The organism is Deinococcus malanensis (assembly GCF_014647655.1).
GTDB classification, from domain to species: domain Bacteria; phylum Deinococcota; class Deinococci; order Deinococcales; family Deinococcaceae; genus Deinococcus; species Deinococcus malanensis.
Genome location: NZ_BMPP01000014.1, coordinates 97,827 through 116,734, shown reverse-complemented (window position 1 = coordinate 116,734; position 18,908 = coordinate 97,827). Strand labels below are relative to the sequence as shown.

Here is an 18,908-nt window from a genome sequence, read left to right as displayed (position 1 = left end):
CCGCTGACGGAAGAGGCGTCAAAAGAACAAACCCGACTTCTTTTGTTGACCTTATCTTATAGAATGATGTACTGAATTAATGTTCACAGCTTGCGTTGTGAAGTCGTGCCCAACATCAATGCTTTCCTGGCGCTGTCCTTGACGGATCAAGTCAAACAAGACGTTACCGTGTCGGGCTCCTGACGCAGATCTCGTGAGGGGCTGGTCCTACGCTGTGAGGTGCACAGCCTGCCGTTCACGGACTCACACAGCCCAGCCGAAGTCGCGGCGACCATGTTCGAACACATGTCAGCCCACGAATCTGCTTATTTCACAGAAATCGTCCACGAGCATGCGCATGCCCTCCAGCCTGGCAGCCGCATTACTTGCCGGGGTGCTCACCACACCGGCAGATACCAAGTCTGGACCGACCCTTCCTCCAGCTCGCGACCGACCCTTCCTCCGGGCTTTCCGCGCCGCCATCCTACAAGCTGCACCCACGCAGATGGGCCCGGATCGCCCCTCAGGCTGGACGCCGGGGGAGCCCTGGAACGGCCTACCCACACACAACACTGGCCGGCCCGTACGGCCTCACGACCATCCGTAGGGAGGTCCACCGCTCATCTTGATCCGAGCAGGATCCCTGGTTCGGAGTCGGTCATCTCATGCCGGGCGCTGCCTGCTCTGCTCTCCAAGCCACAGACACGATCTGCCACGCTGTTCAGCGCCATGTCGCGTCTGTGGCACCTGCTTTTCCGATGTCGCTCTTGACTTCCAAGACAGCTGCTATTCGCGTTACGAGACATCTTTCAATGCCCCTCTCGGTACCCAGGTGGCGCTACACATGCGGTGAGGACACATCCACTGCCAGGCCATGCCCATGATCCAGGTTGACGCGCGCATCACCGAATTCGGATAGCTGCCAACGTTCCAAAATAAATGGATAAAGGCGTCCTCGACCGCCTGCTCAGGCGACGCTATGTGCTCACGGTACCAACGTTGTCTTCGGGCTCGGCGCTGTTCGTTATCTGGGCATGTGGATCTCCCAGCACGACCGCAGTCCTAATCACCGGACGTACCGCGTGAAGCTGACTCTCCCGACCACCTGGCCTCTCCTCACTTAGCGCAGGGCTGGTCACAGAGGTCTCAGCGGTGCCCCGTCAATTCAGGCCCGTTGGTCCCTGCTTCTGTTCGTACATGCGTTGATCGGCCTTCTGAATCAAGTGCCACACGTCATGTTCCTCGTGCGGATGCACGAGGATGCACTCGCGTACGCGGCGTGGGCCGGCAAAACGCTGCCCGGCGAAGCGGAATGGGAGTACGCCGCGCGCGGTGGGCTGCACGGCGCCACGTTCGCGTGGGGCGATATGCCCCCAAGGCCGCGTGATGGCGAACACTTGGCATGGCCACTTGCCCTGGGAGAACCTGGACCCGCATGGGTTCCCGCGAACCTCGCCGGTCGGGGCGTACCCCGCCAACAGGTACGGCCTGTCTGACATGACGTCCATGGGCTGCTACACTTCGCTGATCTCGCAGCCTAAAGCGAGCAGACTGCCCTGGGCGGTCAGGACTGGGAACACCTCCACCTGCACCGTCCGGTCTGCGCCACCTGGCCCGGGCACGTTCAACTGCTGCCGCGACGCCCGGGTGGTCTGGCGGGCTACCGCGAGTGCCTGCGGTACGGACTGCCAGTCCGGCAGAACCTCACTCCACGCCTTTCCCGGATGATCCTGCACCCCCCGCCTGCTGAAGACCGCGAATGGAGCATTCACCCGCACGAACCGTAGTTTCACGTCCAGGAAAGCCACCCCGTTAGGACTGCGCTCCAGGACGCTGTCGAGGTACGCCGCGGTGCGCTGCGACTCTGATCGGGCCAGCCGCTCCGCGTCCCTCAGGCGCAGGCTCGTGATGGTCTGCGCGCAGGTCTCGGCCAGCGCACCCATTACCGTCTGCTCCGCCAGGGTAAAGGGGACCCGGTCGGGGAACGACAGGGTCAGGCACCCCAGGCTGACCTCCTCCTGCATCAGGGGAAGCGCCACGTGCGCCTGTCCCTGGTACGTCGGGCGCGTCGCCGCCTGGGAAAACTGTTCCTGCACGTCGCTCCAGGTGAGGAACAGCGCGCGGCCTTCCTGCACCGCGGTGGTCGCCGGGATCGGCAGGGTGAGCGGCACGGTCGGCCAGGTGTGCAGGGTCACGGCATCGTAACCACTGGCGCCCAGGACCTTCAGGAGGGTGCGGTCCTCATCCAGCAGGGCCAGGCCTGCGGCGACGGCACCGGTGGTCGGGACCGCTTCATCCATCACCAGGCGGATGACGTCGTCCAGCGACCGGGAGGTCGGCAGGGTTTTAGTGAGTGCCCACAAGCGGTCCGGGATGCGGCCAGTCGGTCCGGCGTGCCCTTCCTCAGGCGGCGCGGTAAACAGTAGGCAAACGGCCGTCACGGCGCCTGCGGCATTGCGGACAGGAAGGGCGTCGACACTCCACGCCAGCACCTGGCCGGGCTGCTGGGGGTTGTCCCGCACGAGCCGGCGGCCGAGTGCTGGCTGGCCGGTGTCGAAGACGTCCTTGAGCAGGCGGTGCAGGGGAAAGGCCAGGCTGGGGGCGACCTGGTCGACGCTGACGCCGAGGTGCTCCGTGAGAGGACGCGCGTTGGCGTCGGCATGCCGGGTATTCAGAGCGACGTAGCGCAGGTTCCGGTCCACAACGGCAACGCCGTGGGAGGAGGTTTGCAGCAGGTCACGCAGGAAGTCCGCGGCGGGGCCCAGGAGAGTGAGCAGGTCATTGGGCACGCTGAAGCTTACTCTGCCTGGAATCCACCAAATGCTCGTTGTGCCCGTTCCTTCCAGGGGGAGGGTGAGAGAGCCGCATTCAGGTGCGTCGGGAAGCATGGATTCCTGGTCATCCCGAGAGGCGCGTAGCCTCTGAGACGTTCTAACAGAGCTTCTGGCCGGTCCGTATGGCGGTCAGCACCCGCTGCACGGCCGTGACAAGCACGGTAGGTTCACTGCCTTTCACGTGCTCGCCTGACCTGAGGGCTTTAATTACCAGACTGTCGGACGACAGGTTCGACAGTCTGGTGATCCGCTCTCCTCAGTCTTCTCTGGTTTCAGTCCATCACGGAGGTTCGGGTGATTGCGGCCTCACCGCGTACAGGAGAAGCGTCGAGAAGGAATGTGGCGGCCTCATGTCGTCCCGGCCCGGGAACGCCACCCGTCTCAGGCAAAGTGGTGGACTCAGGCGGGGCGGCATACCCAGGTGGCCCCCACCATACTCACCGCCAGCACCCCCTTCTGGTGCATGTGCCGCACGGTCGCCTGCATGGCCGGCACGTCAATCCCGAACCGGCCTGCCAGGGTCCGGACCGTCTGCGCTTCGCCTGCCACGGCCTGCATGATGCCAGGCATCAGATCTTCCCGCACCAGCGTCAGGTCAATCGGTGCCGGACGCCGGTACCGGAGGAGCCCCCCTCGAGGCACGATTTCGAGGGCGCCGCGATTCAGAAGCGCCGCGATGACCGCGCGTGCAACGGGGCGGCTTACAGCGCACCGGTCCATGATGTGTTTCTCCTGGACGTGTTCGTCCGTTCCGATCTGGTCCAGGGCCTGGTCAGGCAATCCTGGCGTGATGCTCTCAGGAAGCCAGGCTGAAGTCACAGGGCCGGCCTTCTGACCAGACCTGGAGTGGAGGGCCAACCGGATTCGGGATTCATGGTGCTCCCCATTCTGCGGCATTGTTGGCGTGCCTGGACTTCAGGTTGGGGGGCATGCCGCTCGTACGCGATGGGGTTCTGACAAGGTCCGGCGCCCCAAGCTGTACAGCGGCTGATTGATCGTTCACCGGAAGCTGCGTCTCTCTTTTTATGCCGGCACCACAGAGTCTCGCGCTGGCCCGCCTGTTGCGCTCCCGGGCCGTGACGGTGGTCACCCCAGGGCTTGACGCCGCTGAGGCACTACCGGTCAATCAGTCCGCACTATTCTGCTTTGGGGGACGCTCCGGATCACGCATCGTTGCTGACGTCGCCGGCAGCCTGACAGTTGCCCCTGACCATCCGGGCGGAGATCCAGTGGGACAATGGGCACCCAATCCCGCACACTCCTGTAAGGAGGCTTCTGTGATACTGCGCTCATGACCACTTCTACCTCGAGCCTTCCAGGGTTCGGGCCCGAGCACCACTCATTCCTGAACATGTTGCCGTGCCTGGCCTGGCTGCTTGATCAGTCGGGTCATGTCCGTGCGGTGAACACAATTTTTCTGACCACGTACCCGAAATCCGAATCATGCCTTCTGAACCAGCACATCTCACATTTCCTGCCTGTAGCTGGTCAGGAGTCAGCGGGGCATCTAAGGGACACCTTTCCAAACGTCGGGTCACCGGTCCTTCTGAAGCTGGTCGTGCCCCTCGGAAATGATAGCGAACGAGTTTCCCTGCATGCCCAGGTCGTGCGCCTGCCCGGCACCACGGACGTCTGGCTGGCCACCCTCACACCGGACCAGGACGGCCTGCTGAACATGCAGGGGGAATCCCACGCCCTCCAAACCCTGGGCCGCATTCAGCAGACCATCTCAGCTGAACTCGACCTGGAGAAGGTCGTCCAGGCCGTGACGGACGCCGGCGTGGAATTGACCGGCGCGCAGTTCGGCGCGTTCTTCTACACCCTCAGCAACCACCAGGGTGAGCCGATGACACTCTACACCCTGTCGGGCGCACCGATAGAAGCGTTCGCCCAGTACCCGCTTCCGCGCATGACGCAGATATTCGGGCCCACCTTCCGCAATGAACGGGTCGTGCGCTCCGACGACATCACCCAGGATCCCCGGTATGCCCGGAATGCGCCGTACCACGGCATGCCGGCCGGACACCTGCCGGTGCGCAGTTACCTGGCGGTGCCGGTGGTCGGATCGACCGGTGAGGTGATTGGTGGCTTTTTCTTCGGACATGAGAGGGCGGCCATCTTTACTGAGCAGGCCGAACAGCTGGCGGTGAGTCTCGCGTCGCAGGCGGCGGCCGCCTTTCAGAATGCTCAGCTCTACCGCAGCGCCCGGCGGAGTGAGCACCGCTTCCGCTCCTTGGTGGAAGCCACCTCGCAGATGGTCTGGACCCGGGCGCCTTCGGGAGAATTCCGGACACCGCAGGCGGACTGGCAACGCTTCACAGGGCAGACCGAGCAGGAGCATCTGGGCTGGGGCTGGCTCGACGCGATCCATCCGGACGACCGGGAACATATCCGGCAGGCCTGGGTCCAGGCGACTGACCTTCAGACTCTGTACCAGATGGAGAACCGTGTGCGCCGCTGGGATGGGCAGTACCGGATCATGCGGGCGCGTGCCACGCCTGTGCGGAACGAGGATGGCACCGTCGAGGAGTGGGTCGGGGTACATGAGGACATCACGGAGCGCCGGGAGGCAGAGCAGCAGCTGCGTGACCGTGAGGCCCGCTATCAGGCGCTGGTCGAGTATGCGGTGGTCGGCGTGAGCCGCCTTACGCCGTCCGGCGTGTGCATTGACATCAACCCCGCCGGCGCGGCCTTCCTGGGGCACCCGCGTGAGGCGCTCATCGGGGGCCACATTGAAGGCTTCGCCCATCCCGATGATCAGCAGGCTACGGAACTCGCTCTCCAGAACCTGTTAGAGGGCTCTGCAAACGCGGTGACGCTGGAGAAGCGGTACCTCCGCCCGGACGGCTCCATTGTCTGGTCAAACTCCAGTGTCTCGGCCGTCCGCCAGGACGACGGCACCGTGGCTTACCTCGTCGCGACCTTGTCCGACATCACCGCCCGCAAGGAGGCAGAAGCAGACCTGTTACGTCTGAATGCGGACCTGGAACGCCGGGTCGAGCAGCGCACCGCGGAACTCCAGCGCAGCAACGCGGAACTGGAACATTTCGCTGCGGTCGCCTCGCATGACCTGAAGGCCCCACTGCGGACCATCACCAGCTTCCTGCAACTATTGAAACGCCGGTATGGCGGGCAGCTGGACGAGAAAGCCGACCGGTACATCGCCTTGACCGTGGACGCGGCCAGGGGCATGGACGCCCTGATTGACGATCTGCTGACGTACTCCCGGGTGGGCCGGCAGCGGACCATCACGACCGTCGATCCGGAGCACGTGATGGCGCGGGTCGCGGACAACCTGAGTGCCAGCGTCGAAGAGAAAGGCGCGCGTCTGAGAGTAGGCCGCTTACCGCAGGTGCAGGCGGACGCCACCCAGGTGCAGCAGGTCTTGCAGAACCTGGTGGCCAATGCCCTCAAGTTCCAGCCGCCGGGACGGACGCCGGAAGTGGAGGTGTCCGCCTGCTCGCAGGATGAATGGGTGCAGTTCGAGGTGGAGGACAATGGGATCGGGATCGCGCCAGAACACCTGGAGACGGTCTTCGGCGTGTTCCAGCGGGTGCATGGCCAGAGCGAGTATGCGGGCTCCGGCCTGGGTCTGGCGATCGTCCGGAAAATTGTGGAGGAGCACGGTGGCCGCATCTGGGTCACCTCGGTGGAGGGTGAAGGCACTTCCTTTCACTTCACGCTGCCGGGAGGTGACCCGGTGATAGATGGATCTCCAATATGACCCCCCAAAGCCTGCTGGACACCAACACCGCCCTCATCCGACAGGAACTCGCCCGCAAGAATGCCCGCACGCCGTCCTTCTCTGTATCTCACCGTGGTGTAGGCCAGGCGCGTAACGGTATGAAGTACCACATTTTCAGGTTTGTTCACCCGCGGTGGGGCGACCAGCCTGCCCACAGTAGACTGCCGGCGATCCCCCGGAATGCACCCTGAAGTACGCTCCCGGGGCTCACCTCTCATGATCCTTCCTCACGAGCTCCCGGTTCCCGCCAGCGTGGTCACCCTGCTCCAGGCGACGCCAGACGTGATCTTCACCCTGGATCACCACGGCGTGATCACGTACGCCAATCCGCCCGCCGCTGGCATTGTGGGTCTGACGCCCGCGGAAGTGGTTGGGCTTCATCTGGAACGCGACTTCCCCCACACGCTCAGTGCCGAGTTTCCATCCGCCACCAGGCGCGCGCTCGACACCGGTGTGCCCGTGGAATACACGGTGTTCAACGCATTCGTGGGTCGTTGGTTGCGCGGGCATGTGCTGCCCATGTCGGACGGACTGGTGGTGCAGATTCGTGACATCACCGCCTTGCACCGTGCCGAGCAGCTGCACCGGGTCACGGCCGCGCTAGGCGCCGCCCGGACCGAGAAGGACGTGGTGCAGGCCGTGCTGGACCAGGCCGTCCCCGCGGTGGGCGCCTACCGCGGCGCAGTCATGGCCCTGAGTGACGACCAGCAGACGCTGGAACTGCTCGGTGAAGTGGGGTACGCACCGGAGGAGCGCGACCGCTTCGGGCGTCTGGCACTGGAGAGGGACCTACCGGTGTGCCGGGCCGCGCAGGACGGCACGCCAGTATTCACCACCATGCCTGACGCCACGAGCGAGTTCGCTGACTGGAACGCAGTCCGCTCAGCCCAAACGCAGAGCCTGGTTGCGCTGCCGCTGACCTTTGGGGGTGCAGTGCAGGCCGTACTGGTGCTGAGCTTCGAGGTGCCAAGACGCTTCGATGAATCTGAGCGGCAGTTCCTGACGACGCTCACAGGCGTAGGTACCCAAGCACTGGAACGCGCGCGGCTGTTCGACGCGGAACACCAGGGACGGGTACGCGCCACCCTGCTGGCCGAAGCCGGCACGCTGCTGGCCTCCTCCCTGAAGGTCGAGGATACCCTTGAGCGTCTCACGGCTCTGGCGTTGGAGCACGTGGCGGACTGGGCCGCGGTGTACCTCCCGAACGATGATGGGATCGCGACGCCGGTGGCCGTGGCGCACCGTGATCCAGCCCTGGTTGAGCTGCTTCGTGCGTTCGTGTCTCAGTATCCGGCAGATCCAGAGTCGCCTGGCTCAACCGCCTGGGTGATGCGCACCGGCGAGTCCTTTCTGCTCCCTGTCGTTCCCGCAGCTTTGATCGACGCAATCGAGGACCTGGAACGCCGCGCGGCCATCGTACGAATGGGCTTCCACTCGTTGATCCACGTGCCGCTTATCGTGGCTGGGCGTACCGTGGGCGTGCTGGGCCTCGCGAGCTCATCCCCGGCGCGCACGTACGGCCCCGAGGATCTTCGACTGGCCGAAGCGCTCGCCGCGCGCGCCGCGCTTGCCCTGGAGAACGCCGCGTTGTTCAAAGCCTCACAACACAATGAGCAGCGCTACCGCTCGCTGATTGATGCCACTCGGCAGATCGTGTGGACGACCACTCCGGATGGCCAGCTGCTGGGAGAACAGCCTGGCTGGACGAAGCTCACCGGACAACGCGAGAACGAATACTGCGGGTACGGCTGGGTGAACGCCCTGCACCCCGACGACCGGGCGCGCAGCGTGGCGGCGTGGCAGGCCGCCATCGAGCAACGTGCCGTCTACACCATTCAGCACCGCGTGCAGGTCGCGGGCAGCACGTACCGGCACTTCGACGTCCGGGGTGTTCCGGTCCTGAATGCCGACGGCACGATCCGTGAATGGGTGGGGGTGCACACCGACATCACCTCGCAGGTGCAGGCCGAAGCGGAACTGGAGCGGCGGGTCGCGGAGCGCACGGAAGCCCTCGCGCGCAGCAATGCGGAACTGGAGCGGTTCGCGTACGTCGCCTCGCACGACCTGCAAGAACCCCTGCGCACGATCGGGGGCCTGACCGGGATGTTGGAACGGCGATACGCGGACACCTTAGACGAGCGCGGCCGCGTCCTGCTGCGCCAGATTATCAGCGGTTCCACCCGCATGAAGACGCTGCTCGACGACCTGCTGGTGTATTCACGCCTGGGCGCCGAGCGCCTGACCCTGGAACAGGTGGTGGTCACCACCACGGTCCAGGAAGCCCTGGCGCAACTGGAAGACCGGCTGCGAGAAAGCGGCGGTCGGGTGGACTATGCAGATCTGCCGGTGGTGTGTGGGAACGCGTTTCAGCTCACGCAACTGTTCCAGAACCTGATCGGGAACGCCCTCAAATTCCGGAAACCAGGTGTGGCGCCGGAGGTGCGGATCAGTGCGGTGCGGGAGGGGGTGTTCTGGCGGTTCAGTGTGCGTGACAACGGCGTCGGCATTGAGGAGCAGTACTTCGAGCGGATCTTCGTGATGTTCCAGCGACTGCATGTCCGGGAGCAGTACGAAGGCACCGGGCTGGGGTTGGCTATCTGTCAGAAGGTGGTGGAGCGGCACGGCGGCCGGATGTGGGTGGAGAGCACACCCGGAAGAGGCAGCGTGTTCCATTTCACCCTGAAAGCCCTGGAGTCCTGAGAGACGTAGCTGTCGTCGTGAAAGCACAGGTCTGGGTGGCGTCACGGGATAGGCTTCGGCCACTTCCTCAGTTCATGACAAGGTGGTTATGGGTACCCTTCCACCTCCGGATCTCTCGCCCACCCCGGAGGCGTCGCCTGCGCGCTTAACCAGGCCAGGCGTTGCCGAACGCACTGTCACAAGGGTCACTTCAAGAAGCCAGCCTGCATCTCGGAGGATCGGTTGTGCCCAACCTGGTAAAGGGACATGGGCGTTTCCCCAAACTTTCCAGGCTGGTTGTCATGTTGACCCTGTGAAGTTTGGTGTGCAGGTGACTGGTGTGCACGCGCAGGGAGACATGGTCCTTGTCATGGCTGTCGGGCCGGCTGGGGACGCACTTACTTTTCCAGCTCAGGCCGTGATTGTCGCGTTACCTCCCCGCCTCGCGGAGCAGACGATCACGTTCATGCCGGAGTTGCCCCCAGCACTGACTCAGGTGCTGAGCGACACCTCGACCTGGATGGGGCACGCCATGAAAGCTGTCGTGCGGTACGAGCGCGCGTTCTGGCGGGCGCAGGGCCTGTCCGGGTTTGCGGTCAATTACGCTGGCGGCATGTCTGGAGGCATGTGGCGGCATGTCTGGAGGCCGGGGCGAACGACTACCTGGTGAAGCCTTTGAACTTCGAGGAGTTCACCGTGTGTTTGCGCGAGACCCTGGAGCGCTGGCTGTTCCACCCGGATGGCCGCGTGCCCTGACCTCCTGCCGCTGGCATTCGTAAATTCTCCATCATAATCCAGCAGACCTCAGGAAATACACCACCCGTACCCTGTCAGGATGACGGAACCGCAGATGCGCACCCTGTTCAGTGACGAACTCCTCGCAGTCGGACGAGCCCTGAATCCGGTGCAGCCGCAGGAAGTGGTCACCGACATCATCCTGCGCCCGGCCATCTCCTCCCTGGGTGCGGTCGCGGGCGCGGTGCTGCTGATCAACGCCCAGCGGGATCGGCTGAACCTGATCACCCGCCAGGGATACGAGCAGAACGCCAAGACGATCTGGCAGGACGGTCCACTGGATCGGCATATTCCCGCCATTGACGCCATTGAGCGGCGGGAGCCGCTGTTCTTCGAGGATTCCGATGAGCTCAAGCGGCTCTACCCGCAGCTGGAAGAGGAAACCGGGGCGATCAGTCCGGTGGCCAGTGCCGTCCTGCCGATCCTCATTGATGGCCACGCCCTCGGCGTGCTGGTGCTGGATTTCCGTGAACCGCATGTGTTCACGCCCGCCGAGCAGCAGTTCCTGGCCACGCTGGCCTTGCAGTGCGCCGTGGCGCTGGACCGGTCCCTCCAGCATGCGCGGGTGGTCGAGCAGCAGCAGGCGCAGCTCGACATCCTCGAGAGCATCAGTGACGCGTTTTATGCCGTGGACAAGGATTGGTGCTTTACCTACGTCAACCGCCGGGCGGAGGAATTCTGGAAGCGGAAGCGGGAAGACCTGATTGGCAAAGTGTACTGGGAGGAATTCCCGCAGGCGGTGGGCAGTGAACCGTACCAGGCGCACCTGAGGGCCGCGCAAGAGCAGCAGGTTGTCCGCCTTGAGTCCCTCTCACCCATCACCGGCCTCTGGGTCAACATCACCATCAATCCCACCGCCGACGGCCTGTCCGTGTATTTCGCGGACATCACTGAACGCAAAGCGCTGGAGGAGCGCGCCAACGAGGCCACCCGCCAGCTGGAACGCCGCGTGCTGGAACGCACCCGCGACCTTCAGGACCTCAACGCGGAACTGCGCGCGTACGCCATCGGGATCTCCCGGGACCTGACCGAACCGTTGCGTCGGGTGAACGCGTTCGTGGGCCTGCTGGAAAGCCGCCTGGGTGGTCAGGTCGATGAGCGGATGGGCCGGATGTTTACGCAGGTGAGGGAGGAAGCCCGCCGGGTAGGGGACCGCATGGATGAATTGCGGAAGCTGGCCGCGCTGGAACGACGGGAACTGCGCGAGGAACCACTCGACCTGATTCAGCTGATCGTGCAGGTGCGTAGTGATCTGGAACCGCTCCTGAAAGGCCGCAAGATCACGTGGGTCCTGGGCACCCTGCCGCGCGTGGTAGGCGACGCGCTGCTGCTCCGGCAGGTCTTCGCGGAACTGCTCGCTGTCGCCCTGGACGCTACCCGGCACACCCCGGATGCGCGTATTGAAGTAGATGGTGAAGTTAAGGAAAGGCGTGTGGTGATGTGGGTGCGCCACAACGGGAACGGGCTGACACCCGCACAGGCGGAGCGCTTCTTCGACCTGTTTCAGGTGCCGCACGCTGAGTTCGGGGCTGAGGAGCGCATTGGACTGGCGAACGTCCGGCGGATCGTGGCGCGGCATGGTGGTCAGGTCTGGGCCAAAGGAGATGGGGAGAGCGGAGCGTGCCTGCGGGTCGCATTGCCTGACCGCCTCGGTGATCTGTCATCCCTGTGAGACTCCCGGTGATACGGACGCCTGGTGATGTGAGTGTTCGGTGTCGATACGAAAGCGCACAGGTGTACCAGGATGCAGGATGCTCGTCAGTTGCGCCTGCGTTTCCAAGGAACGGGACTTCCGGTTCTAACCGGCCAGCACGGCTGGACAGATGGTCACTTCCCGTTGCACCCTGCCGGTGATGCAGCAGGCAAGGGCGGACAGGGATGTTTGACGTCCTGATGGTTGAAGACAACCCGGCCGACGTCCTGCTGATGGAACTGGCTCTGGAAGACTTCCTTCCTGAGTTGACGCTGCATGTGGTCGCGGATGGCGTGGAAGCCCTGGCCTTCCTGAACCGCCACGCACCTTATGAGCGTACTCTCCGCCCGAAACTGGTGTTGCTTGACGGGAACACGCCCCGTATGGATGCCGTGGATGTGCTGACCGCTCTCAGGCAGGACAACGCCTTCAAGGACTTGCCGGTGTTGATGTTTACCGGGTCCGCGGCCGAGGCGGACATGCAGAAATGCCTGGAGGCGGGAGCCACCGATTACATCACGAAACCTATGGGTGTGGAGGCGTACACCGAGGTGGTACACCGGACGCTCGGCTTCTGGGCTGCCAGGATGGGCTCCGCTTGACGCTCAAGCTCATTTCCAGATTCGCAGGACGTCATTCAGAAGCGGAGGCATCTGCGGGGAAAGCATTGAGCCGGTGGAACACCAGCTCCTGACAGCGCAGTGGCCCCCGGCCAGGGATCAGCGCCTGAACCCTGGAACCACTGCGTCGTCCTCAGCTGGCTCGCAGGCGCTCCATCACTGCCAGGGCAGCCTCCCGCACCTGATGAAGTGCCTCGGGCTGCACGGGCGCGTTCTTGTAGAGCCTGCGGAGGGTCCGGATTTCAGGAAGAAGATCGTGGCGCCCGGCGGTTGTGACAGCGATCTGAGCGTCGATCACCGCCCGAACGGCTGTCACCTTGATGGAACTGGTTTCACACATAACACTCATTGGACGACACGTTTGCTGATGCCTGGAAGCACTGAGCTGATCAAGTATTTACGATTCGGGGGGTGCTGATGCTTCATAACAGCGAGGTACCTCGCCTCGTGATCTATCCGCTGGGGCTCATTCCATTTCGATTTCAGCTTCTAGGTTCACTGAAGTGAGGAAGATCACACGTGGTGTCGTGAGAACGCGCGCCAGCCCCTCCGCATCAGACGAGGGCCAACCATGCCCGTGGAGACGGCGCAGCTCGCGCATGTCATGCCGACCGGCGTGGGCATCAGGTCAACCCTGCGGGTCCAACAGCCACGCATGATAACAGGGTGCTCATTCGGCCTGAACCCGTGGTCAGGGTGATTCGAGTGATGCTCACAGCATGAACGGAGTGAGCCGGGTACTCTCTGGTATGACTGACAGCCATAAGCCCGAGGGAAAGCTGTTGACCGAGGACGAGGTCAGCAACGTGGACCTGCAATTCATGGGACGCACAGATGAACACCGCGACGCGCTCAAGGATGCCGGTGCGGAAGCCAAGCTCGCTGACGAATACGAGGACCGCGGGCTGGACAAGCAGGATGTGTCCTCGAATGGCAGCATGATTACGAGTGACCCGGCCAGTACCACCCCGGGTCATGACACCTCCGAAGACACCTGAACAGTGTCGGATCGGCGGGCGTCAGTTCAGCCATCTGATCAGTGGAGAGGCCAGCGGGACGAGCAGTGGGAGAACGGGGCAGCGGCCCGAAGGCACCTCGAGCAGCCAGGGAACAAGGTCAAGGCAGCGTCAGCCTTCTTTCAGAGGCACTCTCGACGAGAGGCCAGGGAGGGGCGCATGCAGGATGACCTGGGTTGGGAGTTGCATCAGCAGCAGATGGCTGCGGGGCTGACCGTGTGTGTGGCTGATTGTCAGGCGCGCTGCTCGATGATGCGTTTGCGCGCCAGCACAATGACGGGAGGCAGATGGACGTCTGGTTTGACTTGCATGTTCTCGGTGAACAGCACCAGGTTACTTCGCGCCGGGTTCAGGGCGCTCGGGTAACGCAAGCCATCCAGGCCCGCAGGAGCTGTATGACCGCGGCGTGTTCTTCCACGAAACCATTGTCGGCGCCTGCCACAATCCCTTTTTCGTTGATGCCCTGCGGCGGATCAACCGGATCCGGCGGCTCCTGGCCTACCGGTCGACCCAGGACCGCCGGCGTTACGTACCCCAGTCGGAGGAGCACCTGGAAATCCTGGAGTTGCTGCAACAGGGCCGGAATGCCGAGGCCGCCCGCCGCCTGGAAGTGCATCTGTCCCACGTGATCGAAAACCTGGATGAAATCCGGCCGCTGCTCCAGTAGACACGTGCCGCGGCGTGGACTTCACGCATACTTGCGACTCCCGGCGCATACCGCGCTATAATGCTCAGCATCAAAGGCGACCCGGAGGTCGCTTTTTTCGTTGATTTGCGTATAAGCGACGGAGAGGCAGCCGGTCCCACAGAGCAGGGAGCTTCCAGCAGTGGCCGGAGCCAGGGCAGCCGGCGTATTCCCGTTGATCGCGGGTGTTCTGTGACTCACGTCGGCACCCGGTTCATCATCGGGTATCACGTCAGCCAGGTCGGTACGCCATGCTGGCAGGTGACACTTCGAAATCATGACTGGCCGGGCTGTCTTCCGTGTTCAACACCTGGGGCAGAGCCGGGTCGTTCATTCGTGTCTCCTTACCCGACTTTGCTGGAGACGGCGCCGCGCGGTGCCGCGCAGCTCTGCCGGGCAATCAGCTCGGCCGGGAAGACCTGGCTGGTGACGGTCTGGCCTTCCAGGAGGGCGATCATGTTCCGGGCAGCCGCCACAGCCATGTCCTGAACGGGTTGCGCGACAACGGTGACCGGAGGGGTGACCAGGGACGTCCAGGAGTAATCATCAAAGGTGATCAGGCTGATGTCGTCCGGGATCTGCCAGCCGCGCTCCCGGATGGCGCGGAAGGCGCCGATGCCCTGGGTGCCGTTCAGGGCGATGATCGCGGTGGGTGGGGTGGGCAGGGCCATCAGTTCATGGGTGAGGCGGAAGGCGGTCTCCTCGGTAAGGAGGGTGACGCGCTGATATTCCGGGCGGACACTCAGGCCCAGTTCGGCCATGATGGCGGGGAAGGCGTGACTGCGGGCTTCGGGGTGAATCTGCGGGTGGTAGGTGCCGAGCGCGGCGATGTCCCGGTGGCCGAGCGAGTGGAGGTACTGTACGGCCTGTCTGGTGGCGCCAACGTGGTCGACGTTGACGTGTGGGTAAGGGCTGCCTGGGGGGACGTAGTCGTATTCCAGGATATGAACGCCTTTGGACACCAGGCGGTGGACGTAGGCGCGACTTTCCGGTCCGTAACCGGGGCGCAGCAGGATGCCGGCCACACGCTGGCCGTACAGGCGCTGGAGTTCGTTGACTTCGCGGGCGGCGGCGTACTCGATTTCCGTGATGATCAGGGTGTACCCGGCTTCGCTGAGGGTCCGGCTGACGGTTCGTGCGAACTCCGCGAAAAAGGGCTCGACGATGCTGGCGACGGTCAGGCCGATGGTGCGGCTCTGTCCGCCCCGGAGGCTGCCGGCGCGTTGGTCCGGTTCGTACTCCAGGGACTGGACGGCGGCCTGAACCCGGGCCAGGGTGTCCGGCGTGAGTTTGTCAGGTTCCCGCAGGGCGCGTTTGGCGGTGGTGGGTGAGACGCCAGCGAGGCGCGCGACGTCTTGGATGGTGGCCACGGGGCCATTTTAGGCGCATTCGTGGTCAAGAGGTAGTGGACGCAATGGCCTCGTGTCCATGACTGTACTCGGTCAAATTTTTCGACAGGTAGACAGCGGCACCAAAGCTATGTTTCAATAATGGCCACGAGACCATCAAGAGTTGAGAGGGAATCCGCCCTCCCCCGCCATGAAGCGACGCCACGCCGGCCGTCCCTTCGCCTGCCGCCCCGCAGTCCCAGGAGGATCCACCATGAAGAGACTCGCCCTGCTCAGCCTCACCCTGTGCACCAGCGCCCACGCCGCCAGCACCATCACCATCGCGACCGTCAACAACCCCGACATGGTCACCATGCAGCGGCTCACGCCCGAGTTCAACAAGAAATACCCCGACATCAACGTGCGATGGGTTGTCCTCCCGGAAAACGAACTGCGCCAGAAGGTCACGCTGGACGTCGCCAGCAACGCAGGAAGCTACGACATCGCCACCGTCGGCACCTACGAAGTGCCCATCTGGGCCAAGAACGGCTGGCTTAAACCCCTCAACCCGCTCTTCAGCAAGAACGCCAGCATCACCCGCGCCTACGACCTGAACGACGTCCTCGAACCCGTCCGCAAAGGCCTGTCCTACCAGGGGCAACTGTACGCGCTGCCGTTCTACGCCGAAAGCAGCATGACGTACTACAACAAGGACCTGTTCCGCAAAGCCAAGCTGACCATGCCCGCCAACCCCACCTGGCAGCAGATCCAGACCTTCGCCTCCAAAGTCCACAACCCCTCCCAGGGCGTGTACGGCGTGTGCCTGCGCGGCCTGCCCGGCTGGGGCGAGAACATGGCCCTGTTCAGCACCATGGTGAACACCTTCGGTGGCCGCTGGTACGACCAGAACTGGAACGCCCAGGTGAACAGCGCCGCCTGGAAGAACGCCATGACCTTCTACGTGAACCTCCTGAAACGCTACGGCCCTCCCGGCGCGACCAGCAACGGCTTCACCGAGAACCTCACCCTGATGAGCCAGGGCAAGTGCGGCATGTGGGTCGACGCGACTGTCGGTGCCGGCTTCCTCAAGGACCCCGCCGCCAGCAAAATCGTCAAGTCCGTCGGGTTCGCCAACGCTCCCACGGGTCCCGGCACGCCCCGCGGCAGCAACTGGCTGTGGTCCTGGAGCCTCGCCGTCCCCAAGAGCACCAAGCAGGAAGACGCTGCCTTCAAGTTCATCACCTGGGCGACCTCCAAGGAATACATCGCGCTCGTCGCGAAAACCAAAGGCACCTGGGCCGCGGTGCCTCCTGGCACCCGCACCAGCACCTACACGAACGCCAACTACAAGAAAGCTGCCGGGGACTTCGCGCCCATCGTGCTCAGCTCCATCAAACGCGCCGATCCTACCCGCCCCACCAAGGACCCGGTCCCGTACACCGGCATCCAGTTCGTCGGCATCCCGCAGTTCCAGGCGCTCGGCACGCAGGTCGGCCAGTAACTCGCCGGCGCCCTGAGCGGCCAGACCAGCATCGACCAGGCCCTCAAGCAGGCGCAGGCCGCCGCTGCCCGCGTGGCCACCGAGGGCGGTTACAAGAAGTAAGGCGCCCGCACGCGTCCAAGTCAACCTGAGGCGCGGGGCCGGTGGTGGTTCAGATCAGTTGCCACGACCGGCCCCGCGCCTTCCCTGAGGAGACCTCATGACCACGGTCACGCCCCCCTACACCGCCACGCACGTCCCCCCCGCCCGCAAGCGTGGCCTGCGCGTCACGCCCGCCGTCCTGATCTGGCCCGCGATGCTGTACCTGATCCTCACGACCCAGGTGCCGTTCTTCATGACGGTGTACTACTCGTTCTTCCGGTACAACCTCGTCGATCCCAGCAGCCGGCCCTTCATCGGCGTGCAGAATTACGTCACGCTGCTGACCGACCCGCAGAACCTGCGCATCCTGGGTAACACCGTGCTGCTCGCCGGCGGCAGCCTGCTCCTGACCCTGATCCTCGGCGGGGCCCTCGCGCTGCTGCTCAACCGGCAGTTCGCCGGCCGCGCCCTGCTGCGCACGCTGATGATCAGCTCGTTCCTGGTCATGCCGATCGTCACGGCCGTCATCTGGAAGAACATGCTGCTCAACCCGGTGTTCGGTTTCTTCTCCTGGGTGGTCGCCAGCCTGGGGGGTCAGCCGGTCGACTGGCTCGCGCAGTTCCCGATGGCCAGCGTGATCGCCATGGTCACCTGGGAATGGACGCCCTTCGCCATGCTGATCCTCCTGACCGGCCTCCAGAGCCTGCCTGACGACCAGATCGAAGCCGCCCGGCTCGACGGCGCCAGCCCCATGCAGGAATTCCGGCACATCGTGCTGCCGCATTGGATGCAGGCCATCCAGGTGGTCGTGCTGATGGAGACCATCGCGCTGCTTCAGGTGTACGGCGAGATCTACGGCTCCACCTCCGGAGGCCCCGGTGTGGCCACCACCAATCTGCCGTACTTCATCTACCAGAAGGCCTTCGCCGAGTACAACATCGGCCTGGCGAGCGCCGCGGGCGTGATCACGGTGATCCTCACCAACATCCTGGCCGTGTACCTGCTCAAACTCATCAACCGCTCCACCAGCAGCCGGGGAGGCTGACATGACTGCCACACCCTTCACCCGTAACGTCAGTGACCGCCACCGCGTCCGCAACATCCTGCTGACCGTCCTCACGTACCTGCTCGCCGCGGCCTTCCTGTTCCCGCTGGTGTGGATGTTCATGGCGGCCTTCAAGACCGAAGCGCAGGCCTTCGCCGCTCCACCCGTGTTCAGCTTCATGCCCATCCTCGACAACTTCGAACGGGCCCTGCCCGGCTACCTGCCCGCCCTGAAAAACAGCCTGATCGCCGCGGTCGGCTCGACCATCCTGGCGTTCATCCTGGGCCTGCCGGCCGCGTTCGCGCTCGCCGTGTACCCCCCCCGCCGCGCCCAGGGCATCCTGACCTGGATGCTCAGCACCAAATTCATGCCGGCCGTCGGGGTGATCGTGCCGCTCTTCCTGCTGTTCCGCAACATGCAGCTGCTCGACACCCTGCCGGGTCTGATCCTGATGTACACCACCATGAACCTGCCGCTGGTCGTGTGGATGATGCACTCGTACATGACCGAGATTCCCTTCGCCATCTACGAGGCCGCCAAGGTCGACGGCGCCACCGTGGGCCAGGAGTTCTTCCGGATCGCCCTGCCACTCTCGACTCCCGGCATGGCCGCCACCGCCCTGCTGTGTCTGATCTTCGCGTGGAACGAGGTGTTCTTCGCGCTGAACCTGACGAGTTCCAACGCGGCGCCGCTGAGTGTGTTCATCGGGTCGTTCAAGACGAGCATGGGCCTGTTCTGGGCGCAGCTGAGCGCCGCAGCCGTCCTGACGGTGCTGCCGGTGCTGATCTTCGGCTGGGTCGCCCAGCGCCAGCTGGTCCGGGGCCTGAGCTTCGGCGCCGTGAAGTAAAGCCGGGAGGGGGCGAGGGCGCCGGTCCACCCGGAACATCCGGGCCTCCTCCGCCCGTTT

General features: G+C 64.0%; 15 protein-coding genes and 1 pseudogene. 11 read left to right on the top strand and 5 right to left on the bottom strand.

Translation table 11 applies throughout. The features are described from left to right. Nucleotides 1-1,214: 1,214 nt before the first annotated feature. Nucleotides 1,215-1,422: pseudogene (locus IEY49_RS21905) on the top strand (SUMF1/EgtB/PvdO family nonheme iron enzyme); the annotation flags it as partial. A gap of 71 nt (nucleotides 1,423-1,493) precedes the next feature. On the opposite strand, the gene IEY49_RS15650 reads toward IEY49_RS21905, so the two are convergent. Further along, nucleotides 1,494-2,768 carry a PAS domain-containing protein gene (locus IEY49_RS15650; protein WP_189010456.1) on the bottom strand — a complete coding sequence of 425 codons (1,275 nt, stop codon included), beginning with the start codon at nucleotides 2,766-2,768 and terminating at the stop codon, nucleotides 1,494-1,496. Nucleotides 2,769-3,212: 444 nt separating this feature from the next. Further along, complete coding sequence (locus IEY49_RS15645) at nucleotides 3,213-3,632, bottom strand: hypothetical protein (RefSeq protein ID WP_229780847.1); 420 nt, start codon at nucleotides 3,630-3,632, stop codon at nucleotides 3,213-3,215. 739 nt (nucleotides 3,633-4,371) lie between these two features. On the opposite strand from IEY49_RS15645, the gene IEY49_RS15640 reads away from it, so the two are divergent. The 5 genes from IEY49_RS15640 (at nucleotide 4,372) to IEY49_RS15620 (ending at nucleotide 12,327) form a co-directional block, all read left to right on the top strand. Beyond that, complete coding sequence (locus IEY49_RS15640; protein ID WP_229780846.1) at nucleotides 4,372-6,537, top strand: PAS domain S-box protein; 2,166 nt, start codon at nucleotides 4,372-4,374, stop codon at nucleotides 6,535-6,537. Between the two features lie 237 nt (nucleotides 6,538-6,774). After that, on the top strand, nucleotides 6,775-9,258 hold the full coding sequence (locus tag IEY49_RS15635; protein WP_189010452.1) for a GAF domain-containing protein: 2,484 nt from the start codon (nucleotides 6,775-6,777) through the stop codon (nucleotides 9,256-9,258). A gap of 88 nt (nucleotides 9,259-9,346) precedes the next feature. Beyond that, nucleotides 9,347-9,907 carry an FAD-dependent oxidoreductase gene (locus IEY49_RS21700; protein WP_189010450.1) on the top strand — a complete coding sequence of 187 codons (561 nt, stop codon included), beginning with the start codon at nucleotides 9,347-9,349 and terminating at the stop codon, nucleotides 9,905-9,907. A gap of 165 nt (nucleotides 9,908-10,072) precedes the next feature. Further along, a complete protein-coding gene (locus tag IEY49_RS15625; RefSeq protein ID WP_189010448.1) occupies nucleotides 10,073-11,704 on the top strand; it encodes a sensor histidine kinase in 1,632 nt (543 codons plus the stop codon). Between the two features lie 206 nt (nucleotides 11,705-11,910). Beyond that, nucleotides 11,911-12,327 carry a response regulator gene (locus IEY49_RS15620; RefSeq protein WP_189010446.1) on the top strand — a complete coding sequence of 139 codons (417 nt, stop codon included), beginning with the start codon at nucleotides 11,911-11,913 and terminating at the stop codon, nucleotides 12,325-12,327. A gap of 151 nt (nucleotides 12,328-12,478) precedes the next feature. Here IEY49_RS15620 and IEY49_RS15615 read toward each other — a convergent pair whose 3' ends face one another. Further along, the gene (locus IEY49_RS15615; RefSeq protein ID WP_189010444.1) at nucleotides 12,479-12,685 is read right to left on the bottom strand and encodes a hypothetical protein; all 207 of its coding nucleotides are present in this window, start codon (nucleotides 12,683-12,685) and stop codon (nucleotides 12,479-12,481) included. Nucleotides 12,686-13,094: 409 nt separating this feature from the next. On the opposite strand from IEY49_RS15615, the gene IEY49_RS15610 reads away from it, so the two are divergent. Continuing rightward, complete coding sequence (locus tag IEY49_RS15610; RefSeq protein WP_189010443.1) at nucleotides 13,095-13,343, top strand: M-like protein; 249 nt, start codon at nucleotides 13,095-13,097, stop codon at nucleotides 13,341-13,343. A 251-nt stretch (nucleotides 13,344-13,594) separates the two neighbouring features. On the opposite strand, the gene IEY49_RS15605 is transcribed toward IEY49_RS15610, so the two are convergent. Then, a complete protein-coding gene (locus IEY49_RS15605; protein WP_189010441.1) occupies nucleotides 13,595-13,732 on the bottom strand; it encodes a hypothetical protein in 138 nt (45 codons plus the stop codon). Nucleotides 13,733-13,752: 20 nt separating this feature from the next. On the opposite strand from IEY49_RS15605, the gene IEY49_RS15600 reads away from it, so the two are divergent. Further along, the gene (locus IEY49_RS15600) at nucleotides 13,753-14,028 is read left to right on the top strand and encodes an FCD domain-containing protein (RefSeq protein WP_268239069.1); all 276 of its coding nucleotides are present in this window, start codon (nucleotides 13,753-13,755) and stop codon (nucleotides 14,026-14,028) included. Nucleotides 14,029-14,390: 362 nt separating this feature from the next. Here the strand turns inward: IEY49_RS15600 and IEY49_RS15595 are convergent, their stop codons facing one another. Further along, nucleotides 14,391-15,416, bottom strand: coding sequence for a LacI family DNA-binding transcriptional regulator (locus tag IEY49_RS15595; RefSeq protein WP_189010437.1), 1,026 nt, complete (start codon nucleotides 15,414-15,416; stop codon nucleotides 14,391-14,393). A gap of 232 nt (nucleotides 15,417-15,648) precedes the next feature. Between IEY49_RS15595 and IEY49_RS15590 the strand changes: the two genes are divergently transcribed. The 3 genes from IEY49_RS15590 to IEY49_RS15580 all read left to right on the top strand — a co-directional run bounded on the left by IEY49_RS15590 (nucleotide 15,649) and on the right by IEY49_RS15580 (nucleotide 18,848). Next, entirely contained in the window at nucleotides 15,649-16,875 is a 1,227-nt protein-coding gene (locus IEY49_RS15590) for an ABC transporter substrate-binding protein (protein ID WP_189010435.1), read from the top strand. 199 nt (nucleotides 16,876-17,074) lie between these two features. After that, entirely contained in the window at nucleotides 17,075-18,001 is a 927-nt protein-coding gene (locus tag IEY49_RS15585; protein ID WP_189010433.1) for a carbohydrate ABC transporter permease, read from the top strand. Between the two features lies 1 nt (nucleotide 18,002). Continuing rightward, complete coding sequence (locus tag IEY49_RS15580) at nucleotides 18,003-18,848, top strand: carbohydrate ABC transporter permease (protein WP_189010431.1); 846 nt, start codon at nucleotides 18,003-18,005, stop codon at nucleotides 18,846-18,848. Nucleotides 18,849-18,908 lie beyond the last annotated feature (60 nt).